The sequence below is a fragment of the Stenotrophomonas africana genome (assembly GCF_013004645.1).
Taxonomy (GTDB): domain Bacteria; phylum Pseudomonadota; class Gammaproteobacteria; order Xanthomonadales; family Xanthomonadaceae; genus Stenotrophomonas; species Stenotrophomonas africana.
Window position 1 is genome coordinate 54,127 of the sequence record NZ_JABEME010000012.1, and the last position, 15,780, is coordinate 69,906.

At 67.1% G+C, this 15,780-nt stretch carries 12 protein-coding genes; 6 read left to right on the forward strand and 6 right to left on the reverse strand.

Annotated features, from left to right (window positions below; all coding sequences use genetic code 11):
- The first annotated feature begins 93 nt into the window (after positions 1-93).
- The 3 genes from HLA98_RS17890 to HLA98_RS17900 all read left to right on the forward strand — a co-directional run bounded on the left by HLA98_RS17890 (position 94) and on the right by HLA98_RS17900 (position 5,372).
- Positions 94-2,766 (forward strand): polysaccharide deacetylase family protein, encoded by a 2,673-nt coding sequence (locus tag HLA98_RS17890; protein ID WP_057501579.1) that lies wholly within the window; start codon positions 94-96, stop codon positions 2,764-2,766.
- 3 nt (positions 2,767-2,769) lie between these two features.
- Positions 2,770-4,119 (forward strand): tRNA uridine-5-carboxymethylaminomethyl(34) synthesis GTPase MnmE, encoded by a 1,350-nt coding sequence (mnmE, locus tag HLA98_RS17895; protein ID WP_129550607.1) that lies wholly within the window; start codon positions 2,770-2,772, stop codon positions 4,117-4,119.
- Between the two features lie 137 nt (positions 4,120-4,256).
- The gene (locus HLA98_RS17900) at positions 4,257-5,372 is read left to right on the forward strand and encodes a glycerophosphodiester phosphodiesterase (protein ID WP_057501601.1); all 1,116 of its coding nucleotides are present in this window, start codon (positions 4,257-4,259) and stop codon (positions 5,370-5,372) included.
- A gap of 109 nt (positions 5,373-5,481) precedes the next feature.
- On the opposite strand, the gene HLA98_RS17905 is transcribed toward HLA98_RS17900, so the two are convergent.
- Positions 5,482-6,252 (reverse strand): rhomboid family intramembrane serine protease, encoded by a 771-nt coding sequence (locus tag HLA98_RS17905; protein WP_049447415.1) that lies wholly within the window; start codon positions 6,250-6,252, stop codon positions 5,482-5,484.
- Between the two features lie 93 nt (positions 6,253-6,345).
- Entirely contained in the window at positions 6,346-7,308 is a 963-nt protein-coding gene (locus HLA98_RS17910; protein ID WP_057501602.1) for a TerC family protein, read from the reverse strand.
- Positions 7,309-7,657: 349 nt separating this feature from the next.
- On the opposite strand from HLA98_RS17910, the gene HLA98_RS17915 reads away from it, so the two are divergent.
- On the forward strand, positions 7,658-8,827 hold the full coding sequence (locus HLA98_RS17915; RefSeq protein ID WP_057501603.1) for a class I SAM-dependent rRNA methyltransferase: 1,170 nt from the start codon (positions 7,658-7,660) through the stop codon (positions 8,825-8,827).
- Between the two features lie 165 nt (positions 8,828-8,992).
- Here the strand turns inward: HLA98_RS17915 and HLA98_RS17920 are convergent, their stop codons facing one another.
- Both HLA98_RS17920 and HLA98_RS17925 read right to left on the reverse strand, forming a co-directional pair.
- Positions 8,993-9,871 carry a hypothetical protein gene (locus HLA98_RS17920; protein WP_057501604.1) on the reverse strand — a complete coding sequence of 293 codons (879 nt, stop codon included), beginning with the start codon at positions 9,869-9,871 and terminating at the stop codon, positions 8,993-8,995.
- Entirely contained in the window at positions 9,868-10,659 is a 792-nt protein-coding gene (locus HLA98_RS17925; RefSeq protein WP_057501605.1) for a protein klaA, read from the reverse strand. Before HLA98_RS17925 ends, HLA98_RS17920 begins: the two co-directional genes overlap by 4 nt.
- A gap of 155 nt (positions 10,660-10,814) precedes the next feature.
- Between HLA98_RS17925 and HLA98_RS17930 the strand changes: the two genes are divergently transcribed.
- Positions 10,815-12,056 carry a dipeptidase gene (locus HLA98_RS17930; protein WP_057501606.1) on the forward strand — a complete coding sequence of 414 codons (1,242 nt, stop codon included), beginning with the start codon at positions 10,815-10,817 and terminating at the stop codon, positions 12,054-12,056.
- A 93-nt stretch (positions 12,057-12,149) separates the two neighbouring features.
- Here HLA98_RS17930 and HLA98_RS17935 read toward each other — a convergent pair whose 3' ends face one another.
- Both HLA98_RS17935 and HLA98_RS17940 read right to left on the reverse strand, forming a co-directional pair.
- Positions 12,150-13,577, reverse strand: a complete 1,428-nt coding sequence (locus tag HLA98_RS17935) for an amino acid permease (protein WP_049447410.1) — start codon at positions 13,575-13,577, stop codon at positions 12,150-12,152.
- Positions 13,578-13,752: 175 nt separating this feature from the next.
- Positions 13,753-14,748, reverse strand: a complete 996-nt coding sequence (locus HLA98_RS17940; protein WP_057501607.1) for an aldo/keto reductase — start codon at positions 14,746-14,748, stop codon at positions 13,753-13,755.
- A gap of 121 nt (positions 14,749-14,869) precedes the next feature.
- Between HLA98_RS17940 and HLA98_RS17945 the strand changes: the two genes are divergently transcribed.
- The gene (locus HLA98_RS17945; RefSeq protein WP_057501608.1) at positions 14,870-15,772 is read left to right on the forward strand and encodes a LysR family transcriptional regulator; all 903 of its coding nucleotides are present in this window, start codon (positions 14,870-14,872) and stop codon (positions 15,770-15,772) included.
- The last annotated feature ends 8 nt before the right edge of the window (positions 15,773-15,780 follow it).

The window sequence follows — 15,780 nt, forward strand, 5'->3', positions numbered from 1 at the left end:
CCCGATCGACGCGAGAAGCCCGCCGCAAGGCGGGCTTTTCGCATGCGGCGTTAGAATCGCCGGCACACCGTTCCTCCCACCTTCGAGTCCACCATGCCGCGTGCGTCGTCGTTCCGCCTGTTCCTGCCCTCGCTGTTGTTGACGCTGGTTGTTGCCGGCTGCGGCGACAAGGATGCGAAGGCGCCGGCGACCACGGTCACCCAGCCGAGTGCGCAGGCCGCGGCCGCCGCCGATCCCGCCGCCGCGCCGTTGCTGGCGGCGCTGCAGAAGCAGCTCGACGGCTACCGCCGGATCATCGTGCTGCTGGCCGACGAGGAACAGCAGTCGGCCGCCGACCGCGGCACCTCCACGCGTGTGGGCCAGCAGCTGTTCCACGATGGTCTGGAACAGCGCACGGCCATTGCCACACAGTTCGACGCGCTGCTGCGCGGCTCCAGTCCGCAGCGCTTCGCCACCCTCGGCACCGTGCTGGACTACATCGAGTCGGCGCCGGAACTGTTCGACGCTGACCGCCTGGCCTTCCGCGAAGTGCTGCGTGATCTGCATGAGCGCATTGGCACGGATTCGTCGCTGTCGGCGGTGAAGCTGCACCAGCGCGTCGGCGGGGATCTGGAGGCGCTCGACGAGATCGAGCGCAACTACAACCAGGAGCTGACCCGCATCTTCAGCCGCTTCGAGCGCACCCGTGCCATCGAGCTGAAGCGTGAGAAATGGGACGACTACATCGCCCACCTGCACAAGGACTACAGCCGCGAAGCGATCCTGCGCGACTATGGCGTGATCGAGCCGTACCCGATGTCGATGAAGGACAGCGACCGCGAGATCTTCGGCCGCGACCTGCCGGCAAAGACCGTGGTGCTGACCTTCGACGATGGCCCGCACAAGGCCTACACCGATGAAGTGGTGGCCATCCTCAAGCGCTATGACGTGCCGGGCGTGTTCTTCGAATTGGGCCGCAACCTGGGCAAGGTCGAGGCCGACGGCAAGGTCAGCCTTGGCCCGATGGCGAAGATCAGCCGCAACCTGATGGAAGAGGGCTATGCGGTCGGCAACCACAGCCTGACCCACGCCCAGCTGTCGCGCACCACAGGGGATGCGCTGCGCCAACAGGTACTCGACACCGACACGCTGCTGAAGGACGTCGACAGCAAGCGCGCGCCGCTGTTCCGCTTCCCGTATGGGGCGCGCAACGCCGAAGGCCTGCAGCTGCTCAACGAAGCCGGGCTGAAGTCGATCATGTGGAACATCGACTCGATGGACTGGGCCGACCCGGTGCCGGAGTCGATCGTGCAGCGCGTGCTCGACCAGGTGAACAAGGAACAGCGCGGCATCATCCTGTTCCACGACATCCACGACCGTGCGGTGAAGGCGCTGCCGCACATCCTCGACCGGCTGATCGCCGATGGCTACCAGTTCGCCGGCTGGAATGGCCGCGAGTTCACCGTTGCCCGCGCGCGCAAGGGCGAGGCCAGTGCCGCCACCGTGACCACCGGCTACGAGAAGTCCTGGGCGATCGTGGTCGGCATCGACACCTACGCCAAATGGCCGAAGCTGGAGTACGCCAGCCACGATGCGCAGGCGGTGGCCGATACCCTGACCGGGCAGTTCGGCTTCCCGTCCTCGCAGGTGATCGTGCTGAAGAACGAGCAGGCCACCCGCAACAACATCCTGGCCGCTTTCCACGACCGCCTGGCCGACGACCGCACCGGCAAGAACGATCGCGTGTTCGTGTTCTTCGCCGGCCACGGCGCGACCCGCCAGCTCGCCTCCGGGCGCGACCTCGGCTACATCATCCCGGTCGATTCGGATCCGAAGGAATTCGCCACCGACGCGATCGCGATGACCGACATCCAGAACATCGCCGAAAGCATGCAGGCCAAGCATGTGATGTTCGTGATGGATGCCTGCTACAGCGGCCTCGGCCTGACCCGTGGCGGCCCGTCGTCGTCGTCGTTCCTGCGCGAGAACGCGCGTCGCAGCGCGCGGCAGATGCTGACCGCCGGCGGTGCCGACCAGCAGGTGGCCGATGCCGGCCCGAACGGCCATTCGGTGTTTACCTGGGTGTTGCTGCAGGCGTTGGCCGGCAAGGGCGACCTCAACGGCGATGGCCTGATCACCGGTACCGAGCTGGCCGCCTACGTGGCGCCGGCGGTATCGGCGGTCTCGCACCAGACCCCGGCCTTCGGCAGCCTGCCCGGTTCCCAGGGGGGCGAGTTCGTGTTCCAGGTGCCGGACAGCCAGGAATTCCTCAACGCTGATACGCGCCAGCTGACTGCCGATGCGATCGCGCTGAACAGCAAGGTGGATGCCGCCAGTGAAGCCAAGGGTGCCCAGGCGCCGGTAACCGTGGCCGATCTGCAGGGCGGCAAGGCCAAGCTGGTGGTGCCCACCGCCGGCCCGGCGTCCGACCGCCAGCGCGCACAGCAGGCCAACGACCGCGGCCTGCAGCTGTACCGCGAGAAGCAGTACGACGAGGCGGCCGCGCAGTTCACCGAGGCGCTGAAGCTGCGCCCGGACTTCGCCCAGGCCGCCAACAACCTCGGTTTCGTCTATTACCGTCAGCAGCGCTACGCCGAAGCGGCACGCTGGCTGGAGAACACGCTGAAGATCGACCCGTCGCGTGCGGTGGCCTATCTCAATCTGGGCGATGCCTACTTCAACGCCGGCGACAAGGCCAAGGCGAAGCAGGCCTACACGACTTACCTGGCGTTGCAGCCGCAGGGCAGTGGTGCCGCGCAGGCACGCGCGCAGCTGGAGAAACTCTAAACCATGAACGACGCGATCCGCACCGACACCATCGTGGCCATCGCCAGCGCACCGGGCGCTGGCGGTGTCGGCCTGCTGCGCCTGTCCGGTCCGCGCGCAGCGGCCATCGCCAACGCGTTGGGTGCGCCTGCACTGCGCCCGCGCCACGCGCACTACGCGCGCCTGCGCGACGCCGATGGCGAAGTCATCGACGATGGCATCGTGCTGTGGTTCCCGGCACCGAACAGCTTCACCGGCGAAGAGGTGGTGGAACTGCAGGGCCATGGCAGCCCCGTGCTGCTGCAGCAACTGGTTGCGCGCTGCATCGCGCTCGGTGCGCGCCAGGCGCGGCCGGGTGAGTTCAGTGAACGGGCATTCCTCAACAGCAAGCTCGACCTGGCCCAGGCCGAGGCCATCGCCGACCTGATCGCCGCGGGCGACAACCGCGCCGCGCGCGCGGCGCGTCGCTCGCTGGATGGCGTGTTCTCGCGCCGCATCGACGCCGTGGTCGAGCAGCTGGTTCTGCTGCGCATCCACGTGGAAGCGGCCATCGACTTCGCCGACGAACCGCTGGATACCCTCGGTGGCGCGCAGGTGCGGCGTGGTCTGGAACAGGCGCGCAGCGACCTTGGCCTGCTCCGCCGCGACGCCGAACGCGGTCGTCGCCTGCGCGATGGCCTGCATGCGGTGCTGATCGGCCCGCCGAACGCCGGCAAGAGCTCACTGCTCAATGCATTGGCCGGTAGTGAACGCGCCATCGTCACCGACATCGCCGGCACCACCCGCGACACTTTGCGCGAGACCATCCGCCTGGATGGCCTGGAGCTGACCCTGGTCGACACCGCTGGCCTTCGCGACGGCGGTGACGCCATCGAACGCGAAGGCATGCGCCGCGCCCACGTGGAAATCGAGCGCACCGACCTGGCGCTGATCGTGCTGGACGCGCGCGATCCGGCGGCTGGTGAAGCGGCGCTGGGAGAGGCCGTGGCGGCGGTGCCGCACAAGGTCTACATCCACAACAAGTCGGACCTGCTGGATGCGTTGCCGGTGCTGGACGATCCGGATCGCGTGTTCGTCTCGGCAGCCACCGGTGCTGGCCTGGAAGACCTGCATGCGCGCCTGCGTTCGATTGCCTCGGCCGGGGCAGGGGAGCAGGTGGATGGCGAGTTCTCCGCGCGTACGCGCCATGTGGATGCGATCGAGCGTGCGCAGGAACACGCGCAGCGTGCCGATGGCGAGCTTGTACACGAGCACCTGGAACTGGCCGCCGAGGAACTGCGGCTGGCGCATGAGGCGCTGGGCGAGATCACCGGGCAGATGAGCGCCGATGACCTGCTGGGAAGGATCTTCTCCAGTTTCTGCATCGGGAAGTAACTGTAGAGCCGAGCCCATGCTCGGCTGTTCTACCCGTCAGCCGAGCATGGGCTCGGCTCTACAGGTGCAGGCTTCCCCCACCTGTCACATTGCCGCCGCATACTGACGCCCATCACATACCGCTTGGGGAAGTCGCAGTGAAGTCGTGGGGTTGTGCGTTGCTGTTGTCGCTGGCCGTGGCACCATCGGTGGCCATGAGTGCCGAATCTTCCACCCCGGCCGGCCACAAGGTGTCGGTCTATGGCCACCGCGGCGCAAGCGCGCTGCTGCCCGAGCACACCCTGGCGGCCTATGCGCAGGCCATTGCCGATGGCGCTGACTACATCGAACCGGACCTGGTGATGACCAGGGACGGGGTGATGGTGGCCCGCCACGAGAACGAGATCGGGGGCACTACCGATGTCGCCTCGCATCCCGAATTCGCCAGCCGCCGCACCAGCAAGGTCATCGATGGGCAGAAGGTCGACGGCTGGTTCACCGAAGACTTCACCCTGGCCGAGCTGAAGACCCTGTACGCGCGCGAGCGCCTGCCGGAACTGCGCGGCACCGCCTATGACGGCCAGTTCCGCATCGCCAGCCTGGACGAGATCCTCGCATTCCTTGTCCAGCAGGCCGGGCGTGCCAACCGCGGCATCGGCCTGGTGCCGGAGATCAAGCATCCGACCTACTTCCAGTCGATCGGCCTGCCGATGGAAGACAAGCTCCTGACCGCGCTGCGTGGCAACGCGTATACCAACGTCGGCCCGGTCACCATCCAGTCGTTCGAGACCGCGAACCTGCGCTACCTGCGCGGCAAGATCCCGCGCGGCAGCAACATCCGCCTGCTGCAGCTGCTGTGGAAGGGCGACACCCAGCCGGCCGACATCGCCAAGGCCGGTGGCACGCTGACCTACGCGCAGATGATGACCCCGGCCGGACTGAAGGACATCGCCAGCTACGCCGACAGCATCGGCCCGGAACTGCGCTCGATCATTCCGCTGGATGCCAAGGGCGCGCTGAGCACTCCGACCACGCTGGTACAGGACGCACATGCAGTGGGCCTGATGGTGATTCCGTACACCTTCCGTCCGGAGAACCACTTCCAGGCCAGCAACCTGCGCAAGGGTGCCGACAGTGCGCGCAATGCCGAGGGATCGATCGCCGAAATGCGTGCCTATCTGGCTACTGGCATCGATGCCTTCTTCACCGATGACCCGGCGCTGGGCCGGCAGGCGGTGGATGGCATGAGCGCGGCGGGGAATGCGGCGAACTGACGGGCTCTGGTAGGTGCCAACCTTGGTTGGCACACAACAACCGTGCCGACCAAGGTCGGCCACTACCGGCTCATGAGGTTGCCGGCCAGCGGCCGGCACTACCGTCATTTCAACTGCGCGGCTCGCCCGGCCGGCGGAACGGGATCACCACGTAGTCCTGGCCTTCGCGCGGCTGCCACAGCACCGGCACGCGCTGCGGTGACGGCGGCTCCAGCTCATCGTCGGCCAGCGGTTCGATGTCTTCTTCCTCGTCTTCCCAGCTGTAGCGCGGGCGCGGCGGCAGCGGGTCGGCATTGCGGAACAGCAGCGCGGCGATGATGCCGGCGAAGGCGCCGCCCATGTGCGACTGCCAGGACACGCCGTCGGCGTGCGGCAGGATGGTCATCAGCATGCCGCCGTAGAACAGCATGCCGATCAGGCCGGTGGCGATCGCCGCGCGATCGCGGCGCAGCAGGCCCAGGCTGGCCAGCAGGAACATCAGGCCGTGGGTTACGCCGCTGGCGCCCAGGTGCACGCTACCCGGATTGCCCAGCATCCACGCGCCGATGCCCGAGCCCAGCCACAGCAGGGGCAGGGCGCGCACGGTGGCTTTCGGGTAGACGCTGCCGGCAAGGGTGCCAAGGATCAGGATGGCGATGCTGTTGGCGGCAATGTGCTCGACCGAGGCATGCAGCATCGGGCCGCCGATCAGGCCAAGCAGGCCCTTGGCTTCCAGCGGTGCGACCGCCCACGGCCGCCAGTCGAAGGTCCCTTGCAGGGCGAACACGGCCACCAGCACCAGCACGGCGGCCAGGCTGACATTGAACGCCCGCAGGATGCGCGAGCGGTCATTGCGGGGGGCCGGCACGTCGCCAGCGGGCAGGGGCGCGTTGTTGTTCATACCTCAGCAATGGCGGTGGTTGGTGCGAAACCAAGGCCACCGCTGCGGGAGAGTGGGTGCGGCCGGCGGGACAATCCCGCCGGCCGGCCGTGATCAGGCGTGGCCGGAGCCTTCCTTCGGCGGGTACTTCAGGCTCAGGACCACGGTGGCGGCGATGATCACCGCAACCACGCCCAGCGACACCGGGGTCGGGATCTTGAACAGGTCGATGATCATCATCTTGATGCCGATGAAGCCCAGCACCAGCGCCAGCCCGTACGGCAACAGGTGGAAGCGGTCGGCCATGCCGGCCAGCAGGAAGAACATCGCACGCAGGCCCAGCACCGCGAACACGTTGGAGGTGAGCACGATGAACGGGTCGGTGGTGATCGCGAAGATCGCCGGGATGCTGTCCACCGCGAAGATCACGTCGGTGACCGCGATCAGGATCAGCACCGCGAACAGCGGGGTGAACCAGCGCACGCCATCGCGCTTCACGCTCAGTGCATTGCCGGCGTAATCCGGCAGCAGGCGCAGGTGCTTGCGCATCCAGCGCAGCGCCGGGTTGGCCTCCAGGTCCGGCTCCTGGCCAGCGGCGAACCACATCTTCCAGCCGGTGAACAGCAGGAAGGCACCGAACACATAGAGCAGCCAATGGAACTGGGTGATCAGCACGCTGCCGGCGAAGATCATGATCGTACGCAGCACGATCGCGCCCAGGATGCCGATGATCAGCACCTTCTGGCGCTGTTCCTCCGGTACCGCGAAGTAGCTCATGATCATCAGGAAGACAAAGATGTTGTCGACCGCCAGCGCCTTTTCGACCAGGTAGCCGGTCAGGAACTCGAGGCCGACCTTGTTGGCCACCACCTGGCCGGCGGTCTCATTCAGGTAGTACCAGAGGCCCGCATTGAACAGCAGGGCCAGCGCGACCCAGCCGATGGACCACCACAGGGCCTCCTTGAAGGTGACCTTGTGCGGTCCACCATGGCGCATCAACACGAGGTCGACCAGCAGGGCGATGACCACCACCGCTGCGAAGCCGCCCCACAACCACACGTTACCGATCGTCTGCATTGGGAATGTCCGTTGGAAAGATGAATGCCAGGCCGGACGGCGAGGATCTGCAACGGAGGATCGGGAGGGGGATCCAGGGACAGAGCTTCGCCAGTACGGCGAAGGTCTCGCTCGCAGTTCCAGTCGGCTGGAACTGCCGTTGCACCGGAGCCTGCGGGCTCGAAATGACGGCGACAACGTCTGGGAGCTACTCCCCTTCTGGCGCCGATTCTGCCGTCTGGCCGGGCCGCCGTCAAATGCCGGAGGGTTGGCGCCGGATCTCTGGTAGTTGCCAACCTTGGTTGGCATACCCGCCGGGGTCAGAGCCGCTGCGGGGATCTGACCGCGATGCCCGGTTTACAATAGGTGGATGAATACCCCCCTTCCGATTGTCCGCCTCAAGAATGCGTGGCGCTCCAGCCACCCGTGGATCTTCCAGAAACTGGTCGAGAAGCCGACCGTCCGGCCCAAGCCCGGCTCCATCGTCGACGTGGTCGGCATTGATGGCGAGTTCATTGGCCGCGGGTTCTACAACGGGCATTCGCGCATTGCCGTGCGCATCCTCGAAACCGATCAGAACGTGCCGGTGGATGCCGGCTGGTTCTCGCGCAAGATCGCCCAGGCGGTGTCGCTGCGCCGTGAGGTGCTCAAGCTCGACGCGGTGTCCGACGCCTGGCGCGTGGTACACAGCGAAGGCGACGGCCTGTCCGGCCTGGTGGTGGATCGCTACGGCGACCTGGTGGTGGTCGAGTTCTTCGCCGCCGGCATGTTCCGCCACCGCGAGTGGATCTACGACGCGCTGCGCGAGCAGTTCCCGGGTTGCCGCTTCCACAGCTTCGCCGACGAACACGTGCAGAAGCAGGAAAGCTTCGATTTCCACGGCAACACCACCACCGAAGCGTCGGTGATCACCGAGTACGGCATCAAGTTCCGCGCCGACCCGGCCGGTGCGCACAAGACCGGTTTCTTCGCCGACCAGCGCGAGAACCGCGAGTGGCTGAGCCAGCAGGTGGAAGGCAAGAGCGTGCTGGACCTGTGCTGCAACACCGGCGGTTTCGCTGTGTACGCAGCAGCGCGCGGCGCATCGGACGTGGTCGGCATCGACATCGATGAGGACGTCATCCAGATCGCCAAGGGCAATTCGCGCCTGAACAACGTGCGCCCGAAGTTCGTCCAGTCCGACATCTTCCCGTGGCTGCGCGACGCCGCCAACCGCGGCGAGCAGTACGACGTGGTGATCCTGGACCCGGCGAAGATGACCCGCGACCGCGACCAGATCATCACCGCGCTGAAGAAGTACCTGGACATGAACAAGCTGGCGCTGGGCGTAGTCAAGCCGGGCGGCCTGTTCGCCACCTTCTCGTGCACCGGCCTGGTGGCCGAGGACCAGTTCCTCGACATGCTGCGCCGCGCGGCCTACTTCTCCGGCCGCACGATCCAGATCCTGAAGGTCGCTGGTGCGGGTCCGGACCATCCGTTCATGGCCCACGTGCAGGAATCGCGTTACCTGAAGGCCGTGTTCTGCCGCGTGGTGGACTGATTCCAACCTGTAGAGTCGAGCCATGCTCGACTCGCGCGGTCCTTGATCAGATCAGTCGAGCATGGCTCGACTCTACAAATCAATGGGCCCCGGGCCTGCAGCGCCAGGGAATGGTCCATGCGCAAGGCCATTGTCCTGCCCGGTTGAGCACCGGCGGCGCGCACCTCAGGAGTGCGCGCCCGCCTGTGCTGGCGGCACCTGCAGCCGCTGCAGCAGGCCGTTGATCACCCGGGCCCGGCCGCGCACGTGGTAGCCCAGCGTGGTCAGGCCGATGCCAGCGATGACCAGCAGCAGCAGCGACCAGGCGATCACCGTGCCGATGAAGTGCAGCGCGCCCATGCGCAGCCAATGGTCATGCAGCCACGCTTGGCTGCGCACCGAATAGGGAACCTTGGCTTTGGCTTCAAAACGCGCACGGATGACGTCGGGCACCGCGATACCGATGTCCTCGCCACGGGCGACGGCCTGGCCGACGTCGTTCAAGGGGATGCTGGGCCTTCCCAGCGAGCGCTGCGCCTGCAGGTAGCCCTGCCATTGCGGGCTGAGCGTCGCGAAACCCGGGCTGTCGATGAGCTTGCCGAGCTGGCTGCTGTCGAGCTTCCTGCCATCGCCTGCGTCAGCCCGGCTGAAGTCGGGACTGACGATTCCGCTGCCGAACAGCAGGCCGACCAGCACCGGACCACCAATCACGAACGAGAAGGTGAAGTGGCGCACGCCGCGGTTGAGCAGCACCCTGCGCAGGCCGAATCCCATCCAGAACAGCAACCCGCCAAAGAGGATCAGGTTGGCCAGCAGCAGCAGGGCAGATGTGCCGGGATCAGTGCCGTAGCCGGCCGGCACGTGTGCCGAGGGTGGACTGCCGGTCAGCCCCTGCAGGAAGATCATGGACAGCAGCGCCGTGGCCGGCAGCACCGCCAGACACGCCAGACCCAGGGTGCGTGCGAACGAACCCCGGCGATACAGCGCGCGCAGTCCGGGAACCGCTTCGACCCGCGGCTGCAGTTCCGCCGGTACCTTCAGTGGGTCGGGCCGGGACGTGATCATGCCGGTTCTCCGGAAGTGCGCAGCAGCTGCTGCAGGGCCTGTTTCAACTGGTCCTGTGCCTGCGAGGCGCGGGAGACCATCTGCGGGCTGGCGTTGTCGCTGTTGTGCAGGGCGAGGACGGTCTGGCGCCAGATCGGCAGCAGGATCTGCACCGTCTCGCTGTAGCGGTCCAGCAGTTCGATGGCGTGGTTGCGTGCCAGCTGCACCTGGATGCGGCTCATCGAATGGCTGGCCAGCAGCGCGGTCAGGTTGGCGATGCGGCGCTGCAGGCGCTCCACAGGGCGATCCAGCACCATCGGGTCATCGCTGGCAGCACTTCCCGGGGGCAGTTCCTGCAGGAACTGCACGCCCGCATCGATGTAGATCTGCAAGTGTGCGCCCTGCACGTCATGCAGCTCCAGCTGAGCGTTCAACCGATCAACGCTGCTGCGTACCGCAACCGCCTGGCGCTCGATCTCGGCCAGCACGTCACCGTTTCCCCCCAGCGCGATGCGTCGACGCAGGCGCTGCTCGATGTCGGCACCAGTGAACCGGTCCCACCAGCCAGCGCGTTCCAGCAGTGCATTGGGGTCATGCTCGGAGAGGCGGCTGACCAGTTCAGCCAGCGCCTTGGCCAACGCGTTGGCGCTGCCGTCCTGCCAGGCCGGTTCCGCGTTGGCGCTGGCCAGTTCGGCCGGGCCATAGCGACCGATGTCGATGCGCCCGGCGAACAGGACCGGCAGCACATCGCGCTTGAGCTGTTCGACGCTCGGCGCGCCGGGAAGCGGTGGAGGAACAGGGGGCGGCATCGGGATTCCGTCTCAGGGGGCGACGCAGCGCGGGGCTGCCAAGGCTGTTAGCGGCTGCCGCCGAGTGTAATGGAGCACGCGCGCTGTCGTCCGGCACTACCCCCGGTCACCCTCACGGCGCTATGGTCGGCGTCTCCCATCATCGGTGGATGCCCATGCCCTCGTTGCGCCGCTTGTCCGTCGTGCTCGCCTTGGTGCTGTGCGCGCCGCTGTCCGCCCACGCCATCGAGTTCAGTGCGCAGGAACTTGCCCGCGCCAAGGTCCTGCAGCAGCGCTTGGTCACTCTGGACAGCCATCTGGATACACCGGCCAATTTTGGCCGCACCGGTTTCGACATCGAACAGCGCCACGACCGCAACGCGCTTTCGCAGGTGGACTACCCGCGCATGGTCGAAGGTGCGCTGGACGGCGGTTTCTGGGCGATCTACACCGACCAGGGCGACCGCACCGCCGCCGCCCATCTGGCCGAGCGCGACCATGGCCTGCAGCGGCTGCTGGAAATCCGCGAGATGCTGGCGGCCAATCCCGAGCGTTTCGCGCTGGCATTGACCGCCGATGACGCGGCGCGGATCAAGGCCGCCGGCAAGCGCGTGGTCTACATCAGCATGGAAAACGCCAGCCCGCTGGTGGAAGACCCCAGCCTGCTCTCGTTCTACCACCGTGCCGGCCTGCGCCTGCTCAGTACCGTGCACTTCGCCAACAACGAGTTCGCCGATTCGGCCACCGACCCCAAGGGGGCGGAGTGGAAAGGCCTGAGCCCGGTCGGCAAAGACCTGGTGCGGCAGGCGGTGAAGCTGGGCATCGTGATCGACCAGTCGCATGCCTCGGACGCGGTGTTCGATGACCTGCTGGCGATGATGCCGGTGCCGTTCGTGCTGTCGCACAGCTCGGCCAAGGCCGTGTATGACCACCCGCGCAATCTGGATGACGCGCGCCTGCGCAAGTTGGCCAAGGCCGGTGGCGTGATCCAGGTGAACGCCTACGGTGGCTACCTGATCGACACGGCGAAGACGCCGGAGCGCAAACAGGCCGAAGAAGCGTTGAGCAAACAGCTCGGTGGCTGGGAAGGAATGAACATCGAGCAGGGCGTGCAGCTGCTGAAGGCCGAGCAGGCGTTGGACCACGAGCACCCGGTGCGCCATGCCAGCCTGGACGACTTCTTCGCCCACTTCGAGCACATCCTCAAGGTGGTCGGCCCCGAGCACGTGGGCATCGGCCTGGACTGGGATGGCGGCGGCGGCCTGAGCGATCTGCCCGATGTCAGCCAGCTGCCGAAGATCACCGCGTGGCTGCTGCGCAAGGGCTATACCGAGCAGCAGATTGCCGGCATCTGGGGCGGCAACCTGTTGCGGGTGATGCGCCAGGCGCAGGATTACGCCGCAAAGCAGGGCGGTTGAAACGACCTGCGGTAGTGCCGGCCGCTGGCCGGCAACCCGCATCCTGTTGATAGGGGCAATGCCGGCCAGCGGCCGGCACTACCGGTGATCCGGTTATTTCGCGATCAGCGCGTGGCGACGGCTGTACAGGAAGTACAGCACCAGGCCGGCCAGGTTCCACAGCAGGAAGTACAGCTGGGTGCTGTGCGGCAGGCTGAGGAACAGGTAGATGCAGCCCAGCGCGGCCAGCGGGCCGACCACAAAGGCCAGCGGGGTGCGGAAGGTACGTTCGCGGTTGGGCTCGCGCAGGCGCAGCACCACCAGGCAGATGCCCACGGCGGTGAACGCGGCCAGGGTACCGGCGTTGGCCAGCGCGGCAATCTCGTCCAGGCGCGCAACGCCGGCCAGCGCCGACACCACCACCGCGGTGAACAGCGTGGTCGCCACCGGCGTGCCGGTACGTGCATTGACCTTGGACAGGCTGCGCGGCAGCAGGCCATCGCGGCTCATCACGAAGAAGATGCGGCTCTGGCCGTACAGGAAGGCCAGCAGCACGGTCGGCAGCGCGATGATCGCGATCACCCCGATCACCATCGCCGCCGTCGGATGGCCCAGCTGGCGCATGATCAGCGCCAGTGGCTCGGCGCTGTGGCCAAACACGGCGTAGCTCATCGCACCCACCGCGGCCAGCGCCACCAGCACGTAGACGATGGTGCAGCCGATCATCGAACCGATGATGCCGATCGAGAGGTCGCGGCCCGGGTTCTTGGTTTCCTCGGCGGCGGTGGAGATCGCATCGAAGCCGTAGAAAGCGAAGAAGATGATCGCCGCCGCCGCCATCACGCCGTGTTCGACGCCATCGGGTCCGATCGACTTGGCGAAGCCGTACGGCATGAACGGCTGCAGGTTGGCGCTGTCGAACGCGGGCAGCGCCACGGCCACGAAGATGGCCAGCGCGATCAGCTTGAACACCACCAGGATGGCGTTGAGGGTGGCGCTTTCCTTGGTGCCGGCCATCAGCATGCCGGCCACCAGCCAGGTGATGATGATCGCCGGCAGGTTGATCATGCCGCCTTCCACGTGCGGGCCGGCCGCCAGCCAGGCCGGCAGGTGCACGTTCCAGCCGAACTGGGTGTGGATCCATTCGAGGAAGCCGACAAAGTAGCCGGACCAGCCCACCGCCACCGTACTCACCACCAGCGAGTACTCCAGGATCAGGCTCCAGCCCACCACCCAGGCAAACACTTCGCCCAGCGCGCTGTAGCTGTAGGTGTAGGCACTGCCGGCGGCCGGCATCATCGTCGACAGCTCGGCGTAGGACAGCGCCGCGCAGGCACAGACCGCACCGGCGATGGCGAAGGAGATCAGCACGGCCGGGCCGGCCAGGTTGGCACCGACGCCGATCAGCGTGTAGATGCCGGTACCGACGATGGCGCCAATACCCAGCGCGATCAGGTGCGGCCAGCTGAGCGTCGGGATCAGACGCCTGCCGGCTTCGTGGACGGTGACGGAATCTAGGGACTTGCGCCGGAACAGGGACATGCAGGCCTCGGAAGGGGTGACTAAGAACGACAAGTTCCCGAGTGTGACCGAACGCAGCGCAGCATTGCCACTGACGGGGGTCATGCAGGGCGGGGCGCGCGCTGCGCCCCAGCCATGCTGCCGGAATCGGCACAATCCGGCGGCAGCCACCGGTGTCCGTTCGTCCCGGCCGCTGCTACGACTCGATGTTGGCCATACCGCTGTCCGAATAGCGGTCACCGGCCGCGGCGTGCAGCGGGAAGGCCGCATCCAGTGCGTCCAGCGTGGCCGCCTCCAGTTCCACCTGCAGCGCACCGAGGTTCTCGTCCAGTCGTGCCTGCCGCGTCGTGCCCGGGATCGGCACGATGTGCTCGCCACGCGACAGCACCCAGGCCAGCGCCAGCTGCGAGGCGGCGATGCCGCGCTCGTCGGCCAGCGCCTGCACGGTATCCACCAGTGCCAGGTTGCGCTGGAAGTTCTCGCCTTCGAAGCGGGGCGAGGTGCGTCGGTAATCGTCGGCGTCGAAGTCATCCGGGCTGCGGATGGCGCCGGTCAGGAAGCCACGGCCCAGCGGCGAATACGGCACGAAGCCGATGCCCAGTTCCGCCGTGGTGGCCAGCACTCCGTTCTGCTCCGGCTCGCGCGACCACAGCGAATACTCGCTCTGCACCGCAGTGATCGGGTGTACCGCATGGGCGCGGCGGAGCGTGGCCGCCGAGGCCTCGGACAGGCCCAGCCAGCGCACCTTGCCCTGTTCCACCAGGCGTGCCATCGCACCCACGGTGTCCTCGATCGGCACGGTCGGGTCGACGCGGTGCTGGTAGTACAGGTCGATGTGGTCCACGCCCAGCCGACGCAGGCTGGCCTCGCAGGCGGCCTGCACATAGTCCGGGTGGCCGTTGATCTGCCGTCCCTGCGGGTCGGAAGGATCCAGGCCGATGCCGAACTTGCTGGCCAGGAACACCTCGTTGCGGCGCCCGGCAATCGCGCGGCCAACCAGCACCTCGTTGGTGTGCGGGCCATACACATCGGCGGTGTCGAGCAGGGTCACGCCACGGTCCAGCGCGTGCCGGATGACGGCAATGCCGTCATCGTCACTGCCGCGGCCGCCGTAGTAGGCGCTCATGCCCATGCAGCCGAGGCCGAGGGCGGACACGGTGGGGCCGGCGGGGCCGAGAGTACGGGTCTTCATGCGGATCTCCTTGGGGAAGGCGCCACGCCTGGAGGGGCAGCGGCGAGGGGCACAGCATCCTCCACGCCATCATGTGGATAAACTGCGTGCCACCGGACTTACCTTGAAGACTGGCTTCACAATGGATGCCTCCGCCCCCCTCACCGCTGTGGTCGCCTTCGTCCACGTGGCCGAGCATGCCAGCTTTACCCGCGCCGCCGATGCCTTGGGCGTGTCCACCTCGGCGCTGTCGCAGAGCGTGCGCGCGCTGGAAGCGCGGATGGGCGTGCGGCTGCTGCAGCGGACCACACGGCGGGTCAGCCTGACCGAACACGGCGCGCGCTTCCTGCAGCGCGTGCGCGGCGGCCTGGACCAGATCGACCAGGCCTTTGCCGAACTGGACAGCGCGCGCTCGGTGCCTGCCGGGCGGCTGCGGGTGACCCTGCCGCGCATCGTCGCCGATCGCATGGTGCTGCCGCGGCTGCCCGATTTCCTTGCGCGCTACCCGCAGGTGCAGGTGGAACTGTGCGTCGACCCGGCGCTGACCGATCTGGTGGCCGAGGGCTTCGACGCCGGCATCCGCCTCGGCGAATCACTCGCACAGGGCATGATCGCGGTGCCGGTCGGGCCACCCGAGCGGCAGGTGGTGGTGGCCACGCCGGCCTATTTCGAACGCCATGGCGTGCCGCAGACCCCGCATGACCTGCAGAGCCACGCCTGCATCGTGCACCGCCTGGCCAACGGACGGCTGATGCCTTGGGAGTTCAGCCGCGAAGGCCACGACCTGGACGTGGAAGTGAACGGGCGGCTGGTGTTCAACGATGCCGGCGTCGCCCATCGCGCCGTGCTGGCGGGGCTGGGCATGGCCCAGGGCTTCGCCTCGTTGATGGCCGACGACATCGCCGCTGGGCGACTGCAGAGCGTGCTGCAGGACTGGCAGCCGCCGTTCCCCGGCTTCCACCTGTACTACCCCGCGCGCGAGCAGATGGCGCCCAAGCTGCGGGTGTTCATCGACCACCTGCGCGCGGAGATGCACGACCGGTAGATGCCAAC